The sequence below is a fragment of the Desulfuromonas svalbardensis genome (assembly GCF_055389415.1).
On record NZ_AP042416.1, the window covers coordinates 1,477,074 to 1,502,700 of the forward strand.

Annotated in this window: 21 protein-coding genes and 1 tRNA gene; 16 read left to right on the forward strand and 6 right to left on the reverse strand. The window is 46.0% G+C overall.

The window, feature by feature from the left end:
- Position 1: 1 nt before the first annotated feature.
- The 11 genes from ftsW to ACZ5KY_RS06615 all read left to right on the forward strand — a co-directional run bounded on the left by ftsW (position 2) and on the right by ACZ5KY_RS06615 (position 13,491).
- Complete coding sequence (gene ftsW, locus ACZ5KY_RS06565; RefSeq protein WP_464243101.1) at positions 2 to 1,102, forward strand: putative lipid II flippase FtsW; 1,101 nt, start codon at positions 2 to 4, stop codon at positions 1,100 to 1,102.
- Entirely contained in the window at positions 1,099 to 2,178 is a 1,080-nt protein-coding gene (gene murG, locus ACZ5KY_RS06570; RefSeq protein ID WP_464243102.1) for an undecaprenyldiphospho-muramoylpentapeptide beta-N-acetylglucosaminyltransferase, read from the forward strand. Before ftsW ends, murG begins: the two co-directional genes overlap by 4 nt.
- Positions 2,179 to 2,181: 3 nt before the next feature.
- Positions 2,182 to 3,549: a UDP-N-acetylmuramate--L-alanine ligase gene (murC, locus tag ACZ5KY_RS06575; RefSeq protein WP_464243103.1), complete on the forward strand. Its 1,368-nt coding sequence runs from the start codon at positions 2,182 to 2,184 to the stop codon at positions 3,547 to 3,549.
- On the forward strand, positions 3,546 to 4,511 hold the full coding sequence (gene murB / locus ACZ5KY_RS06580) for a UDP-N-acetylmuramate dehydrogenase (RefSeq protein ID WP_464243104.1): 966 nt from the start codon (positions 3,546 to 3,548) through the stop codon (positions 4,509 to 4,511). Before murC ends, murB begins: the two co-directional genes overlap by 4 nt.
- Positions 4,508 to 5,437 (forward strand): D-alanine--D-alanine ligase, encoded by a 930-nt coding sequence (locus ACZ5KY_RS06585; protein WP_464243105.1) that lies wholly within the window; start codon positions 4,508 to 4,510, stop codon positions 5,435 to 5,437. The genes murB and ACZ5KY_RS06585 overlap by 4 nt, the downstream gene beginning before the upstream one ends.
- A gap of 29 nt (positions 5,438 to 5,466) precedes the next feature.
- Positions 5,467 to 6,291, forward strand: coding sequence for a cell division protein FtsQ/DivIB (locus ACZ5KY_RS06590; RefSeq protein WP_464243106.1), 825 nt, complete (start codon positions 5,467 to 5,469; stop codon positions 6,289 to 6,291).
- 147 nt (positions 6,292 to 6,438) lie between these two features.
- On the forward strand, positions 6,439 to 7,668 hold the full coding sequence (gene ftsA / locus ACZ5KY_RS06595) for a cell division protein FtsA (protein WP_464243107.1): 1,230 nt from the start codon (positions 6,439 to 6,441) through the stop codon (positions 7,666 to 7,668).
- A 108-nt stretch (positions 7,669 to 7,776) separates the two neighbouring features.
- On the forward strand, positions 7,777 to 8,925 hold the full coding sequence (gene ftsZ, locus ACZ5KY_RS06600) for a cell division protein FtsZ (RefSeq protein ID WP_464243108.1): 1,149 nt from the start codon (positions 7,777 to 7,779) through the stop codon (positions 8,923 to 8,925).
- A gap of 181 nt (positions 8,926 to 9,106) precedes the next feature.
- The gene (locus tag ACZ5KY_RS06605; protein ID WP_464243109.1) at positions 9,107 to 10,849 is read left to right on the forward strand and encodes a radical SAM protein; all 1,743 of its coding nucleotides are present in this window, start codon (positions 9,107 to 9,109) and stop codon (positions 10,847 to 10,849) included.
- A gap of 37 nt (positions 10,850 to 10,886) precedes the next feature.
- Positions 10,887 to 11,465 (forward strand): flavin reductase family protein, encoded by a 579-nt coding sequence (locus ACZ5KY_RS06610; protein ID WP_464243110.1) that lies wholly within the window; start codon positions 10,887 to 10,889, stop codon positions 11,463 to 11,465.
- 112 nt (positions 11,466 to 11,577) lie between these two features.
- Positions 11,578 to 13,491, forward strand: coding sequence for a diguanylate cyclase (locus ACZ5KY_RS06615; RefSeq protein ID WP_464243111.1), 1,914 nt, complete (start codon positions 11,578 to 11,580; stop codon positions 13,489 to 13,491).
- A gap of 91 nt (positions 13,492 to 13,582) precedes the next feature.
- Here the strand turns inward: ACZ5KY_RS06615 and selD are convergent, their stop codons facing one another.
- The 3 genes from selD to selA are packed head-to-tail and all read right to left on the reverse strand — an operon-like array spanning position 13,583 to position 18,001.
- Positions 13,583 to 14,638, reverse strand: a complete 1,056-nt coding sequence (gene selD / locus ACZ5KY_RS06620; protein ID WP_464243112.1) for a selenide, water dikinase SelD — start codon at positions 14,636 to 14,638, stop codon at positions 13,583 to 13,585.
- Positions 14,639 to 14,684: 46 nt separating this feature from the next.
- Positions 14,685 to 16,595, reverse strand: coding sequence for a selenocysteine-specific translation elongation factor (gene selB, locus ACZ5KY_RS06625; protein ID WP_464243113.1), 1,911 nt, complete (start codon positions 16,593 to 16,595; stop codon positions 14,685 to 14,687).
- Positions 16,596 to 16,597: 2 nt separating this feature from the next.
- Positions 16,598 to 18,001, reverse strand: a complete 1,404-nt coding sequence (selA, locus tag ACZ5KY_RS06630; RefSeq protein WP_464243114.1) for an L-seryl-tRNA(Sec) selenium transferase — start codon at positions 17,999 to 18,001, stop codon at positions 16,598 to 16,600.
- Between the two features lie 119 nt (positions 18,002 to 18,120).
- On the opposite strand from selA, the gene ACZ5KY_RS06635 reads away from it, so the two are divergent.
- The 5 genes from ACZ5KY_RS06635 to ACZ5KY_RS06655 all read left to right on the forward strand — a co-directional run bounded on the left by ACZ5KY_RS06635 (position 18,121) and on the right by ACZ5KY_RS06655 (position 23,157).
- Positions 18,121 to 18,588 (forward strand): Lcl C-terminal domain-containing protein, encoded by a 468-nt coding sequence (locus ACZ5KY_RS06635; RefSeq protein ID WP_464243115.1) that lies wholly within the window; start codon positions 18,121 to 18,123, stop codon positions 18,586 to 18,588.
- A gap of 72 nt (positions 18,589 to 18,660) precedes the next feature.
- A complete protein-coding gene (locus tag ACZ5KY_RS06640; protein WP_464243116.1) occupies positions 18,661 to 21,342 on the forward strand; it encodes a bifunctional diguanylate cyclase/phosphodiesterase in 2,682 nt (893 codons plus the stop codon).
- 42 nt (positions 21,343 to 21,384) lie between these two features.
- Entirely contained in the window at positions 21,385 to 22,026 is a 642-nt protein-coding gene (locus ACZ5KY_RS06645; protein WP_464243117.1) for a YkgJ family cysteine cluster protein, read from the forward strand.
- Positions 22,027 to 22,051: 25 nt separating this feature from the next.
- The gene (locus ACZ5KY_RS06650; protein ID WP_464243118.1) at positions 22,052 to 22,654 is read left to right on the forward strand and encodes a pentapeptide repeat-containing protein; all 603 of its coding nucleotides are present in this window, start codon (positions 22,052 to 22,054) and stop codon (positions 22,652 to 22,654) included.
- 146 nt (positions 22,655 to 22,800) lie between these two features.
- Positions 22,801 to 23,157, forward strand: coding sequence for a hypothetical protein (locus ACZ5KY_RS06655; protein WP_464243119.1), 357 nt, complete (start codon positions 22,801 to 22,803; stop codon positions 23,155 to 23,157).
- Positions 23,158 to 23,272: 115 nt separating this feature from the next.
- Here ACZ5KY_RS06655 and ACZ5KY_RS06660 read toward each other — a convergent pair.
- The 3 genes from ACZ5KY_RS06660 to rlmD all read right to left on the reverse strand — a co-directional run bounded on the left by ACZ5KY_RS06660 (position 23,273) and on the right by rlmD (position 25,483).
- Positions 23,273 to 23,368 (reverse strand) — tRNA-Sec (locus ACZ5KY_RS06660).
- 71 nt (positions 23,369 to 23,439) lie between these two features.
- Positions 23,440 to 24,039 (reverse strand): sulfurtransferase-like selenium metabolism protein YedF, encoded by a 600-nt coding sequence (yedF, locus tag ACZ5KY_RS06665; protein ID WP_464243120.1) that lies wholly within the window; start codon positions 24,037 to 24,039, stop codon positions 23,440 to 23,442.
- A gap of 46 nt (positions 24,040 to 24,085) precedes the next feature.
- Positions 24,086 to 25,483: a 23S rRNA (uracil(1939)-C(5))-methyltransferase RlmD gene (gene rlmD / locus ACZ5KY_RS06670; RefSeq protein ID WP_464243121.1), complete on the reverse strand. Its 1,398-nt coding sequence runs from the start codon at positions 25,481 to 25,483 to the stop codon at positions 24,086 to 24,088.
- Positions 25,484 to 25,627: the final 144 nt, after the last annotated feature.

The following is a 25,627-nucleotide window of genomic DNA, read 5'->3' on the forward strand; positions in this document are numbered from 1 at the left end:
GATGAAGCGGGAGTACGACACAACGATTCTGATTCTGGCCGTAGCATTGACCTGCTTTGGGGTGCTGATGGTCTACTCCTCCTCGTCGATTATGGCTGATAGAAGGTATCACGATAGCTTTTACTTTTTGAAGCGCCAAGGAGTGTTTGCGGCGTTGGGTTTATTTGTTTTAGCCGTAGCAACGCGGATTGACTATCATTGGTGGCGGAAACTTTCGGTCCCCTTGTTAGTGATATGTACATTACTGATGGCCGCCGTTTTTATCCCCGGTATTGGTCATCAAGCCGGTGGCGCAAGTCGGTGGATTAAGATGCCAGGTTTTACTATTCAGCCCTCTGAAGCTGCGAAACTGGCTTTGATCTTTTATCTTGCTCATTCGGCAACAAAAAAAGAGGATCGATTAAAAGAGTTCAAGTATGGTTTTGTCCCCTACATGGTGGTGTTGATGGTGTTACTCAGCCTTATGCTCGCCCAACGCGACCTCGGTGGTTCAGCTACCATGGCGATCGTTACGGGGTTGATGCTGTTGGTAGCGGGCACCAAGTGGCGCTATTTGATGCTTAGTGTATTAACGGCCTTTCCGATGTTGGTGTGGTTGATCATGCATGAAGAGTATCGGCGACAACGGATTATGGCTTTTTGGGACCCGTGGCAAGATCCGCGAGATACAGGTTTTCAAATTATCCAAAGTTGGATGGGGTTTGGAGTCGGCGGTCTTACCGGACAAGGTCTAGGTGAGGGGATGCAAAAACTATTCTTTTTGCCCGAAGCACATACCGATTTTATTTTTTCGGTGGTCGGCGAGGAACTTGGTTTTGTCGCGGTCGTGATTGTGATCACCATGTTTCTTGGCGTGGTGTTACTCGGCTTACGGGTTGCATTTCAATCTGATGATGGTTTTGGTCGCCTAACGGCGTTCGGTATTAGTTTGTTGTTTGGTTTACAGGCATTTGCCAATATGGCTGTTGTTATGGGGATGGTTCCCAATAAGGGACTCGCTTTGCCGCTGTTGTCCTATGGTGGGACCAGCTTGTTGTGTACCTTGTTTTCAATTGGGGTGCTACTTAATATATCTGCTTCAGTAGAAAAGGTTCAGCGATGAGATACCTATTTACCGGCGGTGGCACGGGGGGACATATATTCCCCGCTTTAGCGATGGCTCAACAGGCTCGACAACAGGATCAACAGGCGGAAATTTTATTTGTTGGCACAAAGCAAGGGATTGAGAGTCGGGTGGTGGAACCACAAGGTTTCGATCTCGAAACCGTTGACTTCTGTGGCTTCGCTGGTCAATCGTTTTCTCGAAAAATAATGGTGCTGGCAAAGTTGGTGCGCAGTACGCGCGATGCTCTTAGTATTTTAAAGAAGTTTAAGCCTGATGTGGTGATCGGTGTCGGTGGCTATGCCTCTTTGCCAACATTGGTTGCTGCAGGATTAACTCGTATTCCCGTGGTATTGCATGAACAAAATGCCATTCCCGGTTTAGCCAATCGCGTGGCGTCATTGTGGGCAGGACGCATCTGTCTATCAATGGTTCAGGGGGCAAAAGGTTTTGGTCGCAACGCGGTGGTGTTAACGGGCAACCCCGTTCGGCAGCAGATGTTTAATTGTCGCCCTTGGCGTGGTGAAGCACCGCAACTGTTGGTTTTTGGTGGCAGTCAAGGAGCGAGTGCTATCAATAAGGCAATGGTTGCAGCATTGCCGCAGGTGATGGAAGTTTTTCCGACCCTGAAAGTGATTCATCAGACGGGTCGTAATGCGATGGCTGATGTGGTAACGGATTACAATGATTGTGGTTTGAATGAGGTTGAAGTGGTCGAATTTATCGATGATATGGCCACGGCATATGCGCAAAGCCAATTAGTTGTCTGTCGATCTGGAGCTACCACTGTGGCAGAGTTGGCGGCCTGTGGCCGACCCTCGGTGTTGATCCCATTTCCACAAGCAGCTGCAGACCATCAAACCTGTAATGCTCAAGCGATGGTGGATGTTGAGGCGGCGTGCTTAATACCACAAAGAGAATTGGGTGGTGAGACGTTAGCGAACACTATTATCGAATTACTGAACGATCAACAGCGGTTAGACGCGATGGGGAAGCAGGCCCGATCACTCGGGGCAAAAGGGGCCGCAGATCTCATTCTTCATGAGTGCCAAATGCTGGTACAGAAACGGAAATAAGCTATGTACGGGAAAATTCGTCGAATCCATTTTGTTGGCATTGGTGGTATTGGAATGAGTGGTATCGCAGAGGTCCTGCTTAATCTTAATTATCAGGTGTCGGGTTCTGATCTTAAGGCCAGTGATTTAACTCGGCGGCTTGAGCAACTCGGCGGCACAATTTATTATGGTCATGCCACAGAGAATGTCACTGACGCTCAAGTGGTGGTCACGAGTACGGCTGTTGCAGCCGATAACGCTGAAGTTGTCGAAGCGCAGCGTTTGCATGTGCCAGTCATTCCACGGGCAGAGATGCTCGCTGAACTGATGCGGATGAAGTACGGCATTGCCATTGCTGGTACTCATGGAAAGACGACAACGACCAGTATGGTTGCCACCCTGTTGTCTCATGGCGGAATTGATCCGACGGCCGTTGTTGGCGGACGACTTAATGCACTAGGCTCGAATGCTAAGTTGGGCCAAGGGCAGTTTATGGTGGTGGAGGCCGATGAATCTGATGGTTCATTTTTGAAGTTATCACCTTGTATTGCGGTGGTGACTAATATTGATGTTGATCATCTGGATTACTATTCGGGGCTGGATGAAATTCAATCGGTGTTTATCGACTTTATCAATAAAGTGCCATTCTATGGTTTAGCCGTTTTATGTCTTGATGATAGCAATATTCAAACAATTCTACCGCAGGTTGAGAAACGTTATGTGACCTATGGCATAACACCACAGGCCGATTATCAAGCAACAGATATTCAATACAGTGGCGGTGGCACTGAGTTTCAGGTGAGTTATCGGAATGTGGATCTTGGTCGTATGCGGATCGAGATGCCCGGTGAGCATAATGTGTTAAACGCTCTGGCTTCGTTGGCGGTCGCCCGTGAGTTAGAGCTTGATGTAGATACGATCCAACACGGTTTTGCCGAATTTGCTGGAGTGCAGCGCCGCTTTCAAATTAAGCATGATAATGAAGTAATGGTGGTGGATGATTATGGACATCATCCCGTTGAGATTAAGGCAACCCTCGCCGCAGCACGCAATGGATGGGATCGACGGATTGTAGCAATTTTCCAACCACATCGGTACAGCCGAACCAAGGCGTTATTTGATGATTTTGTTACGGCTTTTTTTCAAGCAGATTGTCTGATCGTTATGGATGTTTACGCAGCAGGTGAAGCAAAGATTGACGGCATAGACAGCCAGTTGTTGGTCCAAGCCATATCAGAGCATGGTCATCGCAATGTTCACTATTGCGGTGAAGGACAGCAGGTTCTTGATCATTTGAAAGAAGAGCTGAAGACGGGTGACATGGTGATCACATTTGGTGCTGGTTCAGTGTGGCAAGTGGGTGAGCAACTTATCGAAACGTTATCAAAATGATCAAAGTCGATTGGCGTGAGGAATTAACTCAAGGATGTTGGGGAATACGGGGGGAATGTCTCATTGACGAACCCTTGGATGGTCTCAACACCTGGCGAGTTGGTGGCCGTGCTGATCTACTGGTTCGACCGCTAGATGTTGAAGATGTTCATACCCTTTTTGCTTTTATCCGTCACCATCGTGTGCCGTGGCGGGTGCTGGGTGGTGGAAGTAATCTTCTCATTGCCGACAAAGGGGTGCGAGGTTTAGTCATTCAATTATCTGATATGAACCGAATCATTCCAACTGGAACGCGTCAATTAACAGTTGGTGCAGGGTGCCGGTTAAGTCATCTTGTAAAAGAGGCAGTGCGCTTAGGGTATGCTGGATTTGAATCCCTTGCTGGGATTCCCGGCACAGTTGGTGGTGCTGTCGCTGGTAATGCTGGGGCTTTTGATCAACAGATTTCTGATTGCCTTCAATCGGCACTAGTGGCCGAAGATGCGGCCGTGGAACTCTGGGGACGAGATGAATTTCATTTCGGTTATCGCAGTAGTGCTATCGACGATAAACATATGGTGTTAGAGGTGGTCTTTGCATGTGAACGTAGTGATCCAAAATTGCTACGAGAAAAGGTTGCAGCAGCGCGTGAACATCGTCGTCATGCCCATGCTGTTAAGGGGGCAACAGCTGGGTCGGTATTCAAAAACCCGACTGGACTTCAGGCGTGGAAATTGATTGACCAGTGTGGTTTGCGCGGTAGAATTATTGGTGACGCCCAGATTTCTGAACATCATACCAATTTTATCGTAAACCGTGGTAATGCAACTGCCGACGAGATTATACAATTGATGGAATTGGTACAACAAACCGTTATTGATCAAACAGGTATATGTTTGTGGCCTGAAGTGCATAACATGGGTGAATTTGACGAACACGTGAACGGCCCGTGCAAACATTTACATTGGGAAGAGGAAAAATGATGAGCGTGAATGACGCAATCAAATCAAAACGGATCGCGGTAATCATGGGCGGAGACTCTGCAGAACGTGATGTTTCATTACGTACAGGGGAAGCAGTTCTTGATGCGTTAATCCAACGTGGCTACGATGCCGTTGCAATTGATTCTGTCTCGCGATTAACTCAGCAACTCACTGAGTCGGGTGCCGAAATTGCATTTATCGCTGTCCATGGCCGCCACGGCGAAGATGGTACCCTGCAAGGGTTGTTGGAGATGATGCAAATTCCTTATACTGGAAGCGGTGTTCTTGCATCTGCGATTGCCATTGATAAAGACATAACGAAAAAAATGGTAGCCACCAAGCTTACCGTTGCCGACTCTTTTTTGGTCGATGAAAGAAGTGATATTGAAGCCCTTTGTTCTGACTGTTGCCACTACCCTCAGGTTGTTAAGCCCGTTCGTGAAGGGTCAACTCTTGGAATTACAATTGTCAATGATCGTGAAGAACTTCAGCAGGCCATCACCTTTGCACAAACCTTTGATCGCCGGGTTTTAGTCGAGAAATTTATATCTGGGCGTGAAGTTACCGTGTCAGTACTCTTAAATGAAGCTTTGCCCGTAATAGAGGTGGTTCCCGCTGATGGTTTTTACGACTATGCAGCAAAATATACAGCTGGGACGACACAATATATTGTACCAGCAGAATTTCCAGATACGCAATACAGTGAACTACAGCAGGCTGCCGTAACGTGTTGTGGCATCATTGGTTGCCGTGGTGCAGCACGGGTTGATTTTATTGTTACCGAAGATAAATGTTACTTTCTTGAGGTGAATACGATACCCGGAATGACTAAAACCAGCCTATTGCCTAAAGCGGCAGCGTGTAGCGGTATAGATTTTGCATCATTGGTGGAAAGTATTGTTAGAGATGCGTCACTTGATCGCTGATTGTTAAAATTTAGGGCCATCTGAAAATTATGCGTGATTTGAAAAAGGTCCCTGCAGCGAAAACAACCAAGCTGAAACGGGTTAATCGAAATGTTCGAAATCCGTCGAGCCGTAACTGGAAAAAGCTGATATCCCGCTGTACTCGGGGTGTTATGTTTACTGCTTGTGTTGGTCTTGTCACTGTTGGGGCGATGATATTGATGGATCTGGTGATGAACTCGGAACATTTTCAAGTTCAATCCGTGACGGTACAAGGTAACCATCGCTTAAGCGATCAAGATGTCATCGATCTGTCAGATATCCGACAGGGGGTAAGCACTTTTGACTTAGATCTTGAAAGTATTGGTGAAAAGATCGCTGAAAGTGACTGGATTCATTCAGCGCGTATTATGCGTAAACTTCCGCAGGGAATTATCGTAGATATTTCTGAGCGTGAAGCGTGTTACATCATTAATCTCGAATATCTTTATTACGTTGATCGTGACGGTGAGATATTCAAGGTGTTACGCGGCGGCGATGCTCTTGATTATCCGTTAGTGACAGGTTTAGATCGCCAGCAATTGCTTGATCGTCCTGAGGTGAGCCAGCAGCGCTTGCAACAGGTTGCTGAAATGCTCAATGATTTACAGCAAAGAGAAGTGTTCAACGTTTCAGATGTGGCGCAAATCGATATAAACCCACAAGAGGGATTTGTGCTGTACAGTGATCCTTTTGGGGTGCCGATTCATGTTGGCAATCAACACTTTAGTGAAAAAATTGATCGACTCGAACAGATTTATTTAGATATTGAAAAACGATTACCAGTGTTGCAATACATTGATCTAAACGTACCCGATAAAGTAATTGTTAAATAGGTTCCAGTTGCTGATGAAAACAGTTAAACTCAACCATTTTCAACAAACACGATTTAAATTGATTCTAGCTTACCGCTTGTTATGAACATGTAGAGTAGGTCGTAGCGGTAAAATACGTCACGATGGGGAACCGTGGGAAGGATAGGAATGAGCAACCGCAAGGAAAACCTTATTGTCGGCCTTGATATTGGCACAACTAAGATTTGTACCATTATCGGAAGTATGACGGAATCAGGACTTGAAATTGTCGGTATCGGCACTAGCGTATCCAAAGGATTACGTAAGGGTGTTGTTATTAATATTGAAAGTACAGTTCAGTCAATTCACAAGGCGCTCCAAGAGGCTGAATTGATGGCGGGATGCGAGATAAACTCGGTCTTTGCAGGGATTGCAGGCGCTCATATCACTGGTTTTAATTCGCAGGGTGTAATTGCGATAAAGAATCGTGAGGTGACTACCGAAGATATACAGCGCGTAATTGATGCGGCAAAGGCAATTGCTATCCCGATGGATCGCGAAGTGATCCATGTGTTGCCGCAAGAGTATATTATCGACGATCAAGATGGAATCAAGGAACCGCTAGGTATGAGTGGTGTACGCCTTGAGGCCAAAGTGCATATTGTGACAGGTGCTGTCGCCAGCGCACAAAATATTATAAAAAGCTGCAATAAGGCCAATGTTAATGTCGCGGATATTGTTTTAGAGCCGCTGGCTTCGTCTGAAGCTGTGTTATCTCTTGATGAAAAAGAGCTGGGTGTGGCCATTGTTGATATTGGCGGTGGTACCACCGATTTAGCTATTTTTGTCGATGGAGCTATTAAGCATACCTCGGTGCTGTCTTTAGGTGGAAATCACCTCACCAACGATATCGCAGTCGGTTTACGTACCCCGATGGCTGAAGCGGAGCGGATCAAGCGCACTTATGGTAGTTGTTTGACCAGTGATATCAGTGCGGATGAAACGATTGAGGTACCATCGGTAGGTGGACGTGAACCACGGATTTTATCACGCCAACTTCTCGCAGAGATTCTTGAGCCTCGCGTTGAAGAGATTTTCACCTTGGTAAATCGTGAGATTGTCCGCAGCGGTTATGAGGACCTAATTGCTTCGGGTGTTGTTATCACTGGTGGAACCAGTATTTTGCCGGGGATGCCAGAACTTGCTGAACAAATTTTTAATTTACCTGTTCGTCGTGGTTCGCCACAAGGCGTGGGCGGGTTAATTGATGTTGTTAATTCACCAATTTATGCAACGGGTGTTGGCCTTGTCATTTATGGCAGCCAAAATCAACAGTGCGAAAATTTCTCAATTGGTGAGGAAAAAGTATTTGATCGTGTTATGCGCCGAATGAAAGAGTGGTTTGGCGAGTTTTTTTAAAGGCTAGAAATAATTATCGTTGTTGATTTAATACCGATAGCGAATTAAACACACCCGTATCTGTTTACGGAGAAAATTTTTACGGGATATTCACATGCAGGGGGAGTCATGTTTGAATTTGATGAATCGTTAGACCAAACGGCAAAGATTAAAGTGATCGGTGTCGGCGGTGGAGGTAGTAACGTCGTAGATGCGATGATTAATGCTGATATCACAGGGGTTGAATTTATTGTTGCCAATACCGATGCGCAAGCGTTGAAGCGTAGCGTAGCGCCCATGAAGGTTCAACTTGGAACTAAGTTGACCAAGGGGCTCGGTGCCGGAGCGAATCCAGAAACAGGACGAGAAGCAGCGATGGAAGACCGTGCTCGAATCACTGAGCTTCTTACCGGCGCTGACATGGTCTTTGTTGCGTGCGGTCTTGGCGGCGGCACTGGAACTGGTGCTGCGCCTGTCATCGCTGAAGCGGCACGTGAAATTGGCGCATTAACGGTTGGTGTGGTTACCAAGCCCTTTACCCGCGAAGGTCGTCAACGACTGCTTAAAGCTGAAGGTGGTGTTGAGGAACTCAAAAAAGTGGTTGATTCGCTGATTGTGATCCCAAATGATCGCCTTGTTGGTTTAGCTGGAAAAAATATGAGTATTCTCGATGCGTTTAGACCCGCAGATGATGTGCTGCGCCAAGCGGTTCAAGGGATCTCTGATTTGATCACCACCAGTGGCTTGATGAACGTTGACTTCGCTGATGTTAAATCGGTGATGAGTGAGCGTGGCATGGCAATGATGGGGATTGGTATCGCAGAAGGTGAGAAGCGTTCAAGTGAGGCTGCTCAGCAAGCGATTAGTAGTCCGTTGCTTGAAGATATTGATATCTCAGGCGCTAAAGGGGTATTGGTTAATATCTCTGGCTCAAGCAGCATGACGATGGAAGAGTTTGATGAAGCGTCACGCATTGTTCACGAAAAAGTTCATGAAGATGCCAATATTATTGTTGGTCTGGTCATCAACGAAGAGCTGGGAGAAAAAATAAAAATTACAGCGATTGCGACAGGCTTTGGTGATTCGTTTGAAAAGGATAAACGTCACTTGAAAAACCTCAAGAGTGATGCCTCAAAACGGATCGGCTCAAAGGTTGACCTTGATGTGCCAACGATCATTCGCAATCAACAACGTGAAGCAACTCGTTCTATGCGTTCCAAGGGTAATGAGGATGACGAATATGACATCCCTACCTTTTTGCGTAAGCGGCAGGACTAAGTACTCCATAACGCACCATTGATTTACTGTACATATTTATGCGTAGACATGGTGTTAAAGTTATCCAGTAAGCGGTCTCCGTCCGCAGTGCTGGATAGGTTGTACTGACAGGTGTCATGTATAACTCCCTCAGATCGGGGACCTTTATGGTCCCCGTTTCTTTTTTGAAAATAGGTGAGTCATGCCCCATCATTTACGTGAAAAACGCCAACAGCGTCTTGCCGATGAGATTGGTTGCGAACCCAAGCCTTGGGGCGGACGACTCAGTGTCGCGTTAGTTTATCCAAACACCTATTATCATGCCATGAGTAATCTTGGTTTTCAGGCCGTCTATCAGCTTATTCAGCAACGTGATGATTGTTTGTGTGAGCGATTCTTTCTCCCTGATTCTGAAGACCTTGAACGTCACCATAAAATCAATACACCTGTTGTGTCGCTGGAAACAGGCCGCACAATAGACTCCTTTGATGTCATCGCTTTTTCACTTTCATTTGAAAATGATTATATCAACCTCCCCATTCTCTTTGACTTGTTTCGTTTGCCGTTATGGCGTCAGCAACGCAATCAAGGGCATCCTTTGGTCATAGCAGGTGGTATTTGCGCCCTGTTGAATCCAGAACCCATTGCTGAGTTTGTCGATCTGTTTGTTGTTGGCGAAGCGGAAGTACTTCTGAATCCACTTCTTGATCAAATATTGATTGAGCAAGAGCGAAGTGAGTGCTTAGCGTTCCTCGCGCAACAAGCGGGCTATTATGTGCCGAGCTTGTATCAAATTGAATACCATGAAGATGGAACCCTTGAGTCAATCACGGCCAAGGATCAGAGTTGTTTTCCTGTTCAAAGGCAGTGGGTAAAGGATCTCAATACCACTCAGTGTCAAAGTTTGATCAAGACACCACATACCGCATTTGGCACAATGGATCTTATCGAGGTGTCGCGTGGTTGTTCGCGTGGATGTCGCTTTTGTGCCACCGGGTTTGTTTACTTACCCCCACGAGAAAAAACAGCACAGTGTGTGATGGAACAATTGACACCCTGTTTGTCTTCTAGCAGTACCGCGGGATTAGTCGGCGCCGCTGTGTCGGATTATTCATCATTGGATGAGGTGACTGAGCAGGTTCTTGACTTCGGTGCGGATGTCTCTGTTGCCAGTTTACGCATTGATACCATGACGAGTAATCAGGTGAGGATATTAAAACAGTCTGGTCAGAAAACGCTTGCCTTAGCTCCTGAAGCAGGGAGTCAGCGCTTACGTGATTTGGTTAATAAGCATCTCACTGAAGAGCAAATTATTGGGGCGGTAAAAATTTTAGCTGAAGAGGGTATCCTAAATTTAAAATTATATTTTTTGATTGGATTACCCACAGAAACAAATGCCGACAATGAAGAACTTATTGCGTTGGTAACTAAAATTCGTTCCATTTGGATCGAAGCTCAACGGCCTCTCGGACGTCTGGGTACCATCACGCTCTCCGTTAACCCATTTATTCCAAAACCGATGACACCTTTTCAGTGGGCTGGTATGGCCTCCATTCCAGAATTAAAACGGACGATTCAGTATTTGCGTAAACAGGTTAACCGTATGCCTAATATGAAAATACAGGTTGAATCGGTCCGTAGTGCGCAACTTCAAGCCGTGCTTGCGCGTGGTGATCGACGAATTGCTGCAATACTTCCGCGGTTGGCTCAGGGTGATAATTTAAATGCTGCTTGCCGTGGTGAGGGAATTGATCCAAGTTTTTACGCACAACGGCAACGGACTCAGTTCGAAGTACTGCCATGGGATGTGATTAGCGCAGGCGTTGTCAAAGAGTACCTGTGGCGCGAATATCAAGCTGGAATCAAAGAAACACTTTCAAGACCGTGCCAAAAAAATTGTGACCGCTGTGGCGTCTGCCGTAAAGTCGATTCATTAACTAAATAGTTTGAGCATATATCGTTAAGTACAAATGGGAGATCAAATGAAACAATCACTTGGTGCGAAGCCGCTTGTCTATCCGACACCTGTATTCTTGGTTGGTAGTTATGATGTAAATGGTGTCGCAAATATGATGAATGCCGCTTGGGGTGGTTTGTGTAGCTCTAATCCGCCTAGTGTTGCGGTATCGATTCGTCAAGAACGGCATAGCTATGACAATATCATCCATCGTCAAGCCTTTACTATTAATATTCCGTCAACAAGCCAAGTTGCAGTAGCTGATTATTTCGGATTGGTTTCGGGTAAAAAATGCGACAAGGTGAAGTGCAGTGGTGTCGAGATTGAGCGGGCTGAGCATGTTGATGCGCCAATGTTAAATGACTGCCCTTTAGTGTTGGAGTGCCGTCTTATGGCAACGCATGACCTTGGTGCGCATACTCAGTTTGTAGGTGAAATTGTAGATGTAAAGATCGAAGAGCGGTGTCTCAATTCGGATGGACAACCTGATATTCGGTTGGTTGACCCATTGTTGTTTGCGCCAGGTAATCGCGCATATTTTGCTATAGGTGGTTTTGTTGGTCAGGCGTTTGCTGTTGGTAAAGATATTGCATCCAACAAATGATTGAATAATTAAAGCAGATATCATTATTAATTGAGCAATATGACTCAATTAGGGTGAGTTATCGCGTATTATACAGTCAATAAGGTGTGAATCAACGGAGAGGAATCGTTCGATGTCAGAAGTGAAAAAACGAGGAATTGTTAGAAAAATCGTTCGTTTGATTACGTTTGTCGACCTGCCTATTCGTCGCAAATTTACCCTCTTTGCCGTTGGCGTTCTCTTTTGGTTTGTTTTGTTGACCAGTGTTTCATTCTATGTGCTGGTAGATGTGAATATTAAAACTGCCCAAGTGGTTGATAGTTTACTGCCGTATGAGTGGTTTGCACAAGATACCCTACGTAATACCAACGAGGTTGATCACCTCATTGTCGATTTAATTCATGCCGAGAGTGAACAGATTATTACTCTAAAAGCAGAGCGGGTTAAGTCAAATCTGTTAGCAATTGATGCAAGAATTGATCAGTTAGATGCGCCGAGAATGCTGTCGCCACTGCGTTTGATTTGGGATCGATTGTCTGATGACGAATGGCTTGATCAAGAGGGGAATCGTGCCTATGTTGAGTTGGTAAAAGGTTCAACAACTTCACTGCTAAAATTACTCAATGAAATGACGTATCTCAAGATTGATCAAGTTAAAAACCGTGCAGATAATAGCTCGGGACTTGAGAATCAACGTGGGCGCTTTGGTGCCATCGAAGCCGAGCTTAAAAATGCCTCGGTTGAATTTTTAGAATCGGTCTCTCAACAAACGAATCAATATTCGACCAGTATCACCACTACAACCAGCTATGCTTTTTGGATGATTCTAACCGTACTAACGTTGGCCAGTGGTTTGTTGGCGGTATTTACTTTCTGGATATCCGATTCAATTGTCTTGCCTGTTTCATCGATGATAACCAAAATTCATACCTTGGCAACGGGACACGTTGATTTGACAGACAAAATCGAGATTCGTTCTGACGATGAAATCGGTGAAATGTCACAAGAGTTTAATGATCTCATGGATACCGTACATGGTATGACAGTCTTTAAAAGTGTGATTGAAGAAGATGCAACCCTCGAAGATGTGTATTCCAGGATGGGGGAGGCGTTCAGCTGTAATGTTGGCATTGATCAGTACTGCATTTATGAAGTCAGTGGTGATTACAAAACAATGCAAGCAGTTTATCCAATGGCGTTGTCTGAAAAAGAACTACAGTGTCATGCTGACATTTTAATTTCATGTGATCTTTGTCGCGCTGTTAAAACGGGTCATCCCATCTCGTCCCTCGCTTATGATCGAGTCTGTAAGCAATTCATTGACGATCAAACTAAGGTTCATGTTTGTGTGCCGATGATTATTGGTGGGCATGCTGGCGGAGTAGTGCAATTTGTCTTTGATAAGGTTGGTGAATATGCACTTTCACGCAATGAGATCGAACGTAAAGTTGCAAAGGCAGAAGCCTATATCAAGCAGTCGCTATCAGTGCTCGAAGCTAAAAGATTGATGAACACCCTGCGCGAATCTTCGTTACGCGATCCGATGACTGGGTTATTCAATCGGCGTTTCTTACAAGATCAAGCGGGTCATCTTATTGCTGGCAGCTTGCGGCGTAAAAAAGGGATTGGCTTGTTGATGTGTGATATCGATTTTTTTAAGCAGGTGAACGATCAATATGGTCATGATGCTGGAGATGAAATTCTCAAAGGGACTTCAAATATCATCAGCGAGAGTGTACGTGAATCTGATGTGGTGATTCGTTTTGGTGGCGAAGAATTTTTGGTTATTATTACTGATGTTGAATCAGGCGACGCATTGGCTGTTGCGGAAAAAATCCGAATTAACATTGAGGAAAAAGTGTTTATTGTTGGCTCTGAAAAAGTTAGAAAGACCATAAGTATCGGTGTGAGTGAATTTCCTTTAGATTCCGATGGCTTCTGGCAATCCATTAAGTATGCCGATGTTGCGTTGTATAATGCCAAAGATACGGGGCGCAATAAGTCGATACGCTTTGATGAATCGATGTGGTCAGCAGACGAGTTTTAACGTGACGGACAAATTTTTGAAACAAAAGCCCCACTCAGATTGCTGAGCGGGGCTTTTTACGTTGTGCGTACTATCAAGTTGTGGGTGTTCGTTAAATGAGTTGCATTGACCCAGCTGGTCCATGTTCGACTTCACCAATAATAAAAGCTTGGTCTCCCGCCTCTTGAAGGGCACTAAGCAGTTGGTCAAGACGTTGTGCTGGAACTGAAATTAATAGGCCACCAGAGGTTTGTGGGTCACATAGCAGGTCGATTACGTGTTGCGGTTGCCCCGCTTCGCCGCTCACTCGCGGCATGTAGTGACGGTGGTTACGGAAGCGACCCTCGGGAACCAGACCGTTTTCAGCCATGTCAATAGCATGGGGGTAGTCGGGCAAGCTGTCACCGTGAATTGTGAGACGCACTTGACTGGCATCTGCCATCTCTAAGGCGTGGCCGATCAAACCGAATCCAGTGATGTCGGTGCAGGCTGAAACACCAACTTTCAGCATTGCTTCAGAGGCGTAGCGGTTGAGACGTTCCATCCCTTTTAGGGCAACACCAATCTGTTGCTCGTTTAAAACCTTAGCCTTAAGCGACGTAGTTAGTAGCCCTGTGCCGAGAGGTTTTGTGAGCACAAGAAGATCACCTGCTTGACAGCCAAGGGTGGTGATCAGTCGATCAGGGTGCGCGGTTCCGGTAATGGCGAGGCCAAATTTTGGCTCTTCATCTTCAATGGAGTGTCCACCGACAACCGTTGCTCCAGCTTCATGAACCTTATCGGTGCTGCCACATAAAATTTGCGTGAGAATGTCTATGTCCAAACAGGTTGGGAAAGCAACCATATTCATGGCAGTGATCGGCTTACCACCCATCGCATAGACATCTGAAAGCGCGTTGGAAGCAGCAATCGCGCCAAATAGATACGGGTCATCAACCACCGGGGTAAAGAAGTCGATGGACTGCAGTAATACCAATTCTGGCGTAATTTGATAGATCCCCGCGTCAGCGCACGGGATATCGCGTGACAAGAGGTTGGGGTCATCATTTTGCGGTAACTGGCACAGAACCTGTGCCAAGGTCTCAGGACCAAGTTTTGCCGCTCATCCAGCGCTACGGGCCAGTTGAGTCAGGGTTATTTTTTCAGTACTCACTAAGTGTTCCTTCATGGTTATTAATATGGTTTTTTATGCTAATAATTCGTTAAATGGTTGGCTACTGTGCTGAACTTGGAAGTTTCCATGCTTCGCGAGCATCGCCCTTGCGCATAGTGTACTTTAACGTGTCAAAATACTCTAGTAGTGCTTGAACTGGCTTGCGTGCACTGCCAATTAAATCACGATATTGGCCTAAGGTCAGGCTCTGTTGTTTAGCAAAGTGATCAATTAATTGTTGCAGTGCTTGTTGATAGTAGGTGTGATGAAAAAATGTTTCCTCGTTGAGCTTGATCAAGATATTGTTAAAGAACAGATATCCGAGACAATCTTCAATCGTCTTATCATCAAGACCAAGTGGTTCGAGCATCTCTCGTCGACCTTTTGCCACCACTCCAGCCTTTCGGTAGTTGACCTCAATTTTATCAAGAATCTGCTGCTGTTCAGCTGAAGGTTGAGGGATATAGCCTTCGACCTGCACCCATTCTCCCGCTCGTTGCAGCGCGGTATTGGCAAGCAGTTGATCGAACGCTTTGCCGGTCAAACGTTTCGATAATTTGGCTTTCAGGGTGGCGTGAGGCATGCCCGGTAGTAACGGATTTTGTTTATGAAATTCAGCGATACTTTCAATCATCCGTTCACTAAAACTACGCATCACTGGCGAGGGCAGCCACTGGTCGGCCAGTAAACACACCTGCTTTTGTTGTTCGAGATCTTTCAGGTGATTGGTGATTTTTTCTCGGCCCATCCCTGATATCTGTTCAAGGTCTTTGATTCGCGCACATTGTAACTCAGTGAGCTTTTGTAGTAGAAACGACCCTTCACCCGATTCAAGTTCCTCAAGTTGCTTGATCACTTCATCGCGAAAGCGTTTGTGTTTTACTGGTGCAGGGTCAACCACAATGCCGCCGCCGATGGTAAACATCGGTGAGTATGAACGGATAATGAATCGGTCTTGACGGTGAGCAACAAGGGGACGGTCGAGATGGATCTGTACCAATGCGGTTTCACCCGCTTCCATCTGGTCGCGATCGAGTAGGGCAATCAACCCTACAACGCGTGCCGTGCCGAGGTAGAAATGGACGGGGTCACGAAACTTTATCGTTCGTGGCGCATCGGCCAGCAAGGTGAGGCGTGCATCAATACGGTTGGTTTGTTCAAAAATCGCTGGGGTGCCAATGACGCTGCCCCGTTGCAAGACGCTTCGCTCTAATCCTGCTAGGTTGAGAGCTACGCGTTGTCCACAATAGGCCACCTCTTGTTTTTTTCCATGCACCTGAATGTCACGAATTCGAACCTTTTCACCTGGTGGTAATACTTCGACACTTTCACCGACATGGGCACTGCCTGTAAGCAGGGTCCCTGTTACCACTGTGCCAAAACCTGCAACGGAAAAATGGCGGTCAATAGGTAGGCGCATCGGTCCATCTGAATCGCGTTGAGGGATTTTGCTGCTCACCTCAACAATGGTTTGAATCAGTTCGGGAATCCCTTGACCTGTTATCGATGAGACACGACAAAAGGGTGCATCTTTCAAAAAAGTTGTCGCGATCTCTTCTCTAATTTCCTCTTCAACTACATCGGCCCACTCTTCATCGGCAAGGTCGACCTTGGTCATAACGACGATTCCTCGTGGAATTTGTAGCAGATTGAGGATTTGAAGATGCTCGTGGGTTTGCGGCATCACCCCTTCATTGCAGTCGACAACAAGGAGAACGAGATCAATCCCGCCGACACCTGCAAGCATATTGTTGATGAATTTTTCGTGACCCGGAACGTCAATAACTCCAGCTTGATCACCATTCGGTAGCTCAAATGAGGCAAAGCCAAGGTCAATTGAGATCCCTCGTTGTTGTTCCTCTTTGAGCCGATCCGTTTTGGCTCCCGTTAGAGCTTGAATGAGGGCTGTTTTTCCGTGATCAACGTGGCCAGCAGTGCCGATGATGATGTTTTTGGTCCGAGGTGTTGACATGGTTAGTTGCTTTTCTGTTGGAGACTGCTGATAAGGGTCTGGATCACGCTGTCTTCCTGATTCGGCAGTACTGTTCGCAAGTTGATGATGACTCGATTATCCTGAATTCGTGCTACCACCGCGTGTTCAGCAGAACGTAAGCGGTTGGTCAATTGATCAGGAGTGAGATGCAGAGGTGTTAACGCCAAAGCGGCACCAGGGAGGTTGGTGATAGGTAGTGCGCCTCCGCCAACACAGGAGTCCTCAAGAATTATTTCTACCGTGCAGGTTTGTGTTACCTGTTTCTGAAGTTGCTCTTTAAAGGCTTGGCTTCGTTGTTCGAGACATTCAATAGACATATTGAGCATCCGCAACACGGGGATTTCATCAAGGGCCTGCTGCTCATCGAGGTAGTGGCTAAGGGTGGTTTCAAGAGCTGCTAGGGTCAGTTTATCGATCCGCAATGCTCGAGCCAGAGGGTGATTGCGAATTTTGTCTATCGCCCATTTTTTGCCCACAATAAGGCCCGCTTGAGGCCCCCCTAAAAGTTTGTCGCCACTAAACGTCAGCACATCAATTCCAGCATCAACCCCCTCTTTAACCGTTGGTTCTTTGGGGAGGCCAAAACGTGATAGGTCGAAAAGCATTCCACTGCCAAGATCCTCCATGACAGGAATTTTATGCTTCTTGCCTAAGGCCACCATCTCAGCCGCAGGAACGGAATCGGTGAAACCAACAATACGATAGTTGCTAGTATGAATTTTTAATAGTAACCCAGTCTTGTCGTTGATCGCGTTTTCGTAGTCGTGCAGGTGGGTTTTATTGGTTGTACCCACTTCACGCAGAAGAACGCCGCCAGCTTCCATCACGTCAGGGACACGAAACGCCCCGCCTATTTCAACTAGTTCACCGCGCGAGACCACAGCCTCATCGCCTTGCGCTAACGCTGTTAACGCAAGTAAGACTGCGCCAGCGTTATTGTTGACAACTGCAGCTGCCTCTGCACCAGTGAGACGGCAGAGGAGGGTGTCGATATGACTGTAACGGTGACCGCGTTTACCCGTTTTAAGGTTAAGCTCTAAGTTTGAGTAAGATCTGGCTACGGTGTTTATCGATTGTAGCGCGGCGTCACTCAGTGGGGCACGGCCAAGGTTGGTGTGCAGCAGAGTTCCTGTTGCATTGATCACTTCACGCAGTGAGGGGTGTGCTTTTTCTGCTAAGCGTTGGCAGGCATCCGCAACAATCGAAGCCACCATGTCAGTCTGTGGCGAATCTCCCTGTAGAATCTGTTTTCGACATGCATCGACGGCTTCTTGAGCAGCTTCAACTTTTAAGCAATGCGGGACAATCGCCGCTGCGAGTTGAGGATCTAGAAGAAGGCTGTCGATCGAAGGGAGTTTTTTGAGGTCATCAATTGATTTGTTCATGGAATATTTTGTCGCCATTAATAGGGTTGACAGGGGCTAATGTGTAAAAGTGTCAGTGGTGGCAATATTGTTGCATTCAAGAAGGTGAATAGTACCATATCTTTGACAGGGGCAACAAGATGCATAACAGTGGTTTGACTAAGAATAAAAGAATCGTACTCAATTTTGTTCGGGCGTTGCTTGTCCTTTCACTCGGTGTCGGGATGTTTTATTTCTATGCGCCTTCGAGAGCAGCAACAAAACCCTCGGTACAGTGGGAACAGCGGGAGGTTGAGTTCTGGCAAATACAGACATATGATCGACGTTTTTGGCATAAGGATGCACAAAGATATTGCCAACAACTGGAGCTTAGTAACCACTACGACTGGCGATTGCCGACATTGCCGGAATTGGAAACGCTATTAGATGTTTCGGGTGGTCGGCGGAAAAACACAGCTCGTGTGGAACGGGCTATTTACTGGACTTCTACGCCCTTTGGCGGAGATCTCCGCCGTTATTGGGCGTTGTCTTTTTTGAGTGATCAGTCTGCGCCAATGGAAGTGCACAATTATAACGATGTTGTTTGTGTTCGCACTGTTAATAGATAAGTGTTATTTATGTTACTTTCACTGTGTTTTTTATACATTATAGGCTGCTGTTGCAGATTGAAAGTTTGATAAATGTCAGTAGAGATATATACAGGCAGTAACGAAAAAATACTGCGCGATCTTTGTGATGATCTAATGGAATTAGTGGGCAAAGAGTTTTTTGCTGCACTGGTAACTAAACTTGCACGCGTTGCTGGGGCTGATTACGCCTTTATTGGTCAGTTTACGTCAGAAACCTGTGAGATAGTTCGTACTGTCGCCGTTTATGCCGATGGCGAAATTATTGATAATATAGAGTTTGAAATAAAAAACACCCCCTGTGAAGTGGTCGTTGAAAACGGCTATCAAAGTTATCCTCATAGTGTTCTTGACCTTTTTCCTTTAGACCACCTCGCCATTCAACTCGATGTTGACAGTTATGTTGGCGTTCCCCTTATCGACTCATCTGGTACGGTGCTTGGTCCCTTGGCCATTTTTAGCCGTAAGCCGCTGCATCATTTATTGTTAATCGAAACCGCGTTACATATGTTCGCCTTGCGGGCATCAGCTGAACTAGAGCGATTGACGTTAGAGGAAAAACGCCAAGATGAGCTTCACTTTTTGCAGAGTTTGCTGGATGCGGTTCCTAATCCTGTTTTTTACAAGGATATTAACGGGCGTAATTTAGGCTGCAATAAAAGTTATGAAAAAATTGTCGGCATGTCTCGTCAGGAGATATTTGGCCAGACAGTACAAGAGTTGCTCCCTGAACAGCGTTCAGATGTAGGGCTTCATGAAGATCATAACGTGTTTGCGACTAAGCAGCCGCGTACCTATGAAAATCAATTTACTTGTCCCGACGGCAATGAACTCGATGTCCTATTCAACAAGGCACCACTCTTCAACCGTGATGGTGAGATGATGGGGCTTGTTGGCACAATCCAAGACATTACATCACTGAAACAAATAGAAACAGCTATGCAATCGCTGGTTGAGAGTACAATTGGTCATACTGGCGCGGAGTGCTACAATCGTGTTGCGGAACAATTGTGCCAATGGTTTAGTGCTGATTGTGCCATTGTTGGCCGTATCTATGGTGACGGTAAGGTGACGTCACTCGCGACATGGCGCGATGGTACCTTTTTTGACGAATACAGCTTTGATATTGCTAACACGCCTTGTGAAAAGGTGATTAATGACGGCATGTGTCTTTTTACTGACGGGCTGCTTGGTCATTTTCCCGATAGTTGTATTGTTCGAGACCTCGAAGCTGTGGGGTATGTCGGTATCCCTGTTCGCAGTCACGATGGCACAATAATTGGGGTGCTTAGTGTGCTGTCACGTGCCCCCATAAAGAGTATGGGCCGCGCTAAAGATGTTTTGGCGATCATGGCGGCAAGGGTGAGTGCAGAAATTGAACGGGAGCAATCAGAGCACCAGTTACGAGAGAATGAAACTCATCTTGAATATTTGGCATACCATGATGTGTTAACTGAATTACCGAATCGACAACTATTTCGTGATCGGTTACAACACGCCATATCTATGGCACGCATGTCCAGGTCACAGGTAGCCGTTCTGTTTCTAGATTTAGATCGATTTAAGAAGGTCAACGATTCATTAGGCCACGAATTTGGTGATCAGCTTCTCTGTGAAGTTGCCAAGCGTCTTCAAGGGTGTGCGCGTGAGGTAGATACTGTTGCCCGAATTAGTGGCGATGAATTTGGGATCGTTCTCGATCAAATATCGAGTGTTGAAAACGTCATATTAGTTGCTGAAGAGATTCGCCGATCTCTTGATAAAGTGATTGAGGTGGATGACTACAAGTTGTTTTTGACCGTGAGTATTGGCATTACTATGTACCCGCAAGACGGAAAAACCGTTGTCTCTTTACTCAAGGGTGCCGATGCTGCCATGCATCAAGCAAAGCAGTTGGGGCGCGATAATTATCGTTTCTATACCGCGGGAGTCAATGAGCGCGCCAGTGAGTTGTTAAAGCTTGAGGGGGCGTTACGTCAAGCGGTCGATCAAGACCGACTTGTTATCCATTACCAGCCGCAAGTGGATTTGGAGACTGGTGGTATTATAGGTGTTGAAGCCTTAGTGCGCTGGCTTCATCCTGAACAGGGGATGATCTCCCCCGCAGACTTTATTCCTCTCGCTGAGGAAACAGGATTAATTGTATCAATCGGTGAATGGGTGTTGCGCAGTGCTTGTTCGCAGTGCCAACAATGGCAAGATCACGGTTATGAAGCAATCCAGATCTCCGTCAACATGTCGGCTCGTCAATTTAATCAAAAAAATGTGGTATCAATGATTTCTGAGGTGTTAACGCAAACAGGGCTCGATCCCCATTGTCTTGATTTAGAAATCACTGAAAGTGTTTTGATGGATGATGTTAATAGTGCCATTGAAACCATGACGCAATTACATGAGCTCGGTGTGCACCTTTCTATTGATGATTTCGGCACAGGATACTCGTCGTTAGCTTATTTGAAGAGATTCCCAATTGATACATTGAAAATTGATCAGTCTTTTGTCCGTGATGTGGTGACTGACTCCAATGATGCTGCGATTGCGACAACGATTATTGATTTAGCACGAAATATGAACCTTAATGTTATTGCCGAAGGGATTGAAGATGAAGCGCAACGCCAGTTCCTCTATTCCCACGGTTGTCGTTACGGGCAAGGCTATCTGTTCAGTAAACCTAAAAACGTTCAAGATATTGAAGAGTATCTCGTTCCTAAACACACCAATATACCCAATGGCTAACTTGTCACTTTTGTTCCCTTCTATTTACTGTTGAGTTTGAAAATGGATATTGAAATTGTTGATCACTATCGGCAACTGTTAACCCACGTAGACACGTGGTTTAGTGACAGTATTGGTGCGCACGGTGATAAAATGGCTTGTCGTGAAGGCTGCTCTGGCTGTTGTCGCGGGCTGTTTGATATCACACTACTTGATGCTTACCTGCTACAACAAGGGTTTAAAAAATTATCACCAGTGCTGCAACGTGATGTCCTTGTGCGAGTTGATGCTCGTCTCCAACAGCTCCAGCAACAATGGCCGGATTTTCATTCCCCTTTTATTCTTAACCGTTTGTCGCACGATCAATGGCTTAACATGCCAGAAGATGATCTTACTCCGTGCCCATTGTTGGGTGAGGACGGACGATGCATGGTCTATGACTATCGCCCGTTAACGTGCCGTTTGCATGGTATTCCCCAGGTTGATATCAGTTCAGAGGTGTTTTGTGACAGCTATTGCACCTTGAATTTTGTCGATTGTGACCCGTTGGAGCTGGCTGAGTTGCGTGGAAATTTTGAGAGTTTTTTTCAACGTGAAGTTGAGTTGTTGAGTCGATTTAGTCTGCAACTGACGGGGCGTAGTCAAGTTGAACTCGATACGTTTATTCCAACGGCCCTGTTGATTGATTTTGACCATCCGTTTTAATTCTATTTTTGTACTAGGGACTACAATGGTTGATATTGGTACAAAGTATGGTGAACATTATGGTCAGGAGTTCATAAATCACAGCTTGTCACGAAATGAGTTTAATGAGGAACTATTCGATGGGTGCACCTTTGAAGGTTGCGATTTCAGCGAGAGTTCGTTTAGTCGCTGCACTTTTTGTGACTGTCGTTTTGTTAATTGTAATTTAAGTGTGATCAAAATCGGTTATAGCCGATTTGTTGATGTTGTTTTTGATGAGTGCAAGCTTGTTGGGGTCGACTGGACTCAGGGCCAATGGCCACGATTAGGATTAGGCTCACCGCTTATATTTAAGCAATGTGTGATCAATGCGTCATCTTTTTATGGGTTACATCTCAAGGACTGCGTGATTGAGGATTGTCGCGCTCATGATGTTGATTTTCGTGGTGCTGATTTCAGTGGTGCAGATTTTTCATCTACTGATCTTTTGAATAGTTTGTTTGCGAGTACAACGCTTATTAGTGCTAATTTTTTTAATGCCATTAACTACACCATCGATATCAATAATAACCAAATTAAGCATGCAAGGTTTTGTCGTCTAGAGGCTGTTCGACTACTCGAAAGTCTTGATATTGAATTGGTAGATTGATGCGCGTGTCCTTTTTACTCAATATCTGCCTAATAAGCAATGTGGTGGGTTAATGTTAGAATTATTGCCGAGGGTTTAATGGTGCTGTAGCGTAAAGTATAAGGAGATTACTTAAATAATAGGTCATAATTGAGGAGCTGGATGTTATGGATCTTGCTGAGTTTGTAAAAAAAACTTTAGTTCAGGTTGTCTATGGTGTTAGTCGGGCGCAAGCGGAGCTACGAACTCTGGGCATGAGTGCTAATACTGATGATGCTCTTGTGATCAAATTTGACGTTGCTGTCTCCGTCGGTGATGAACAGACTGCCGAAGTTGGCAATACCGTCAAAGTGGTGTCAGTGAAGGATGGAGAGTCTGTTACCTCAGCGCACCGCATCACCTTTCAGGTCCCCTTTACACTGTCCGTTGAGGATCCTGTTAAAAAGAAAATACAAGAACAACAAGCTAAAAACCAAGCGGCGATAGATGAACGGATAGAACATTTCACCTCGCCATTTAGTTGAGTTGGTTATTTTTGTAGGTCTGACCGTTGTGTAAAATTAATTCAAATGCTAGAAACAGAAAAACCCGCTATGAAGGCGGGTTTTGTCGTTGGTCCTAGATTTTTCAGAAGGTGCTTGGCGGGAGTAGATGGGAATCGGACCCACCGGGGACGGGGTACGCCCCCCATCGGCTTTGAAGACCGTGAGCGCCACCAGGCTACTGACTACTCCCTCATCAAACAAGTGAGCTCTATATATCAGCTCGACTTCATGGATTCAAGTATATTCATGGTTATATGTGCTTTAAGGCTGAATGATGCGTTCAGCTTGCTGCATTGTTTCGACTGTTTCGAGCATATTTGAAACCTGGCCAACCTTGAGTTGATCTTGAAGGTCGAAAAAATCTAAGCACAAGCCACAGGAACAGATCGTCACACCGTTGTCAGCGAGGAGTTGTAATGGCTCAAGAACTGTCGATTGATCACAGGTGAGCTTTACACCGCTATTGACGAAAAGAATGGTGCTTGGATAGTTGTCAGTTTGGGCCAACGTGAAGATAAAGTTACGCATTAGAACTTCACCAAGTTCATCACTGCCTGTTCCCATAGACGAGCTGGAGATGTAGATAATCGTATCCCCATCAGTTGTCGCTGCAGCACCTAACCCAGAGTCCGTTGGCGCGACGAATTGCGTGCTTGGCGTAAGAATCAAAGTGATTTCATTATCCGTAACGGTTGACTCAACGCTAAAGCCTTGCTTGTTTGCCAAACGGGTAATGTTGGCTTGAGCAATATCGTTCGAGACTAGAACTGTTAGGTTGCTTTCGGGGCTCGCTAACAGTTGCTTGCGTGTCTCGAGAACAGGCCTAGGACATGGCATGTTACGGCAATCAATTGTATTCATTTTGCTGATCCTTCAGTTCCGGCCACTACTCATGGACGCGTTAGCTTTAAATTGTTTTTCTTACCAGCCGTACCACCGATTCAACGTGAGGTGTTTGTGGAAACATGTCAACGGGTTGAAGCTCTACAGCTTGATAGCCACGTTGGTCTAATAGGTCGAGGTCGCGCGCCAAACTTATTGGGTGGCATGAAACATAAAGGAGTGTTTCAGGGCCCAAGTCGGTCAACGTATTGAGAACCTCTTCGCTGCACCCACTTCGAGGTGGATTAACAACGGCAGCTTTGAGAGCGGGTAAGTCATCTTGCAGATCTTGAATGACGTCGGTTGCATCACCAGCAATAAAGCGGCAGTTCTTTATCTCGTTAAGCTTGGCAGCAGCTTTGGCATTGAAAATAGCCTCAGGGTTGATTTCGACACCAATGATTCTTGCTCCACTACGCGCCAAGTGCATAGCGATTCCACCCACCCCACAATAGAGGTCAAGAGCAGTATCGTTTTTTTCTAGTCCAGCCCACTCAGTAACCAGGTTGTAAATTTTTGCCGCCTGAGTGTGATTGACTTGAAAAAATGAACTTGGCGACAGGCGCATGCGGATCTCACCGATAGTGTCGATTAGGTCGGAACCGCCGATGATTTTAACTGTCGTGGGGCCGAAAACAACATTACCTGCTGAGCCGTTAATGTTTTGATGAACACCGATAATCTCGGGGACCTTCTTTTTAACCCACTTAGCTAAATGAGTCATTTCGCGGTAATTACGTTCGGCACAAACGAAGGTTACCAGCGCCTTGTTCGATTTTGGGCTAACACGAACCGCAAGGTAGCGCAAAATTCCGCGACGGGTGATGGGATTGTAAACATAGACATCTTGCTTTTCGATTTCATCCCGAACAGCCTGTACCACCTTGTTAATAAGGGGGTGCTGTTGTGGGCAGTTGCCGATGTCGATCACATCATGGGTTCCGCGCTTGTAGAGGCCAATCTGTGCTACGCCATGGCTTTTAGAGATGGCTAGTTTGGCCGTGGTGCGGTAGCCGAACGTTTCTGGTGCAGGTAACACAGGGTTCGGCTTTAAGTTGTTCAAGCTTGGATAAAAGCGTAACGCGGAGGTGATCCGCTGCTCTTTATATTTCAGCTGTTGTGGGTAGGCCAAATGGATAATTGGGCAACCTGAGCATTCGCTGGCTAGCGAACAGCCGGGGATGACGCGCTGAGGATTTTTTTTGAGCACTTTTAGTAAGCGGCCAATGGAGCGGCGCTGTCCTTGGTGCTCAATTTCAATTTTGACCTCTTCGTCAGGGAGTGTCCCTGCGACGTGCATCTCGCGACGTTGATGTTGGCCAACACCTAGACCATCACTATTTAAGCTGTCGATGGTGAGGGTGCAGGTTTCGGTTGGTTTTTTATGTTGTTTGTTACGTGGTCTTTGCTGCTGTTTACTCATAGTGTGTCCTGAAAATAAAGTTGATTTTCAGCGACAGTAACTTCTTGTTGGTGGACTGTCAATCTTCTCTTGACTCTTGACGCTCTGTAATGACTGTGGCTAGATAACATTTGAGAGTTAAATGGCGTATGAAGCGAGTGGCTA

Bases quoted from the DNA above. Each gene is read 5' to 3' on its own strand.
- ftsW (WP_464243101.1), top strand. From the start codon at position 2: ATGAAGCGGGAGTACGACACAACGATTCTGATTCTGGCCGTAGCATTG.
- murG (WP_464243102.1), top strand. From the start codon at position 1,099: ATGAGATACCTATTTACCGGCGGTGGCACGGGGGGACATATATTCCCC.
- murC (WP_464243103.1), top strand. From the start codon at position 2,182: ATGTACGGGAAAATTCGTCGAATCCATTTTGTTGGCATTGGTGGTATT.
- murB (WP_464243104.1), top strand. From the start codon at position 3,546: ATGATCAAAGTCGATTGGCGTGAGGAATTAACTCAAGGATGTTGGGGA.
- ACZ5KY_RS06585 (WP_464243105.1), top strand. From the start codon at position 4,508: ATGATGAGCGTGAATGACGCAATCAAATCAAAACGGATCGCGGTAATC.
- ACZ5KY_RS06590 (WP_464243106.1), top strand. From the start codon at position 5,467: ATGCGTGATTTGAAAAAGGTCCCTGCAGCGAAAACAACCAAGCTGAAA.
- ftsA (WP_464243107.1), top strand. From the start codon at position 6,439: ATGAGCAACCGCAAGGAAAACCTTATTGTCGGCCTTGATATTGGCACA.
- ftsZ (WP_464243108.1), top strand. From the start codon at position 7,777: ATGTTTGAATTTGATGAATCGTTAGACCAAACGGCAAAGATTAAAGTG.
- ACZ5KY_RS06605 (WP_464243109.1), top strand. From the start codon at position 9,107: ATGCCCCATCATTTACGTGAAAAACGCCAACAGCGTCTTGCCGATGAG.
- ACZ5KY_RS06610 (WP_464243110.1), top strand. From the start codon at position 10,887: ATGAAACAATCACTTGGTGCGAAGCCGCTTGTCTATCCGACACCTGTA.
- ACZ5KY_RS06615 (WP_464243111.1), top strand. From the start codon at position 11,578: ATGTCAGAAGTGAAAAAACGAGGAATTGTTAGAAAAATCGTTCGTTTG.
- selB (WP_464243113.1), bottom strand. From the start codon at position 16,595: ATGTCAACACCTCGGACCAAAAACATCATCATCGGCACTGCTGGCCAC.
- selA (WP_464243114.1), bottom strand. From the start codon at position 18,001: ATGAACAAATCAATTGATGACCTCAAAAAACTCCCTTCGATCGACAGC.
- ACZ5KY_RS06635 (WP_464243115.1), top strand. From the start codon at position 18,121: ATGCATAACAGTGGTTTGACTAAGAATAAAAGAATCGTACTCAATTTT.
- ACZ5KY_RS06640 (WP_464243116.1), top strand. From the start codon at position 18,661: ATGTCAGTAGAGATATATACAGGCAGTAACGAAAAAATACTGCGCGAT.
- ACZ5KY_RS06645 (WP_464243117.1), top strand. From the start codon at position 21,385: ATGGATATTGAAATTGTTGATCACTATCGGCAACTGTTAACCCACGTA.
- ACZ5KY_RS06650 (WP_464243118.1), top strand. From the start codon at position 22,052: ATGGTTGATATTGGTACAAAGTATGGTGAACATTATGGTCAGGAGTTC.
- ACZ5KY_RS06655 (WP_464243119.1), top strand. From the start codon at position 22,801: ATGGATCTTGCTGAGTTTGTAAAAAAAACTTTAGTTCAGGTTGTCTAT.
- yedF (WP_464243120.1), bottom strand. From the start codon at position 24,039: ATGAATACAATTGATTGCCGTAACATGCCATGTCCTAGGCCTGTTCTC.
- rlmD (WP_464243121.1), bottom strand. From the start codon at position 25,483: ATGAGTAAACAGCAGCAAAGACCACGTAACAAACAACATAAAAAACCA.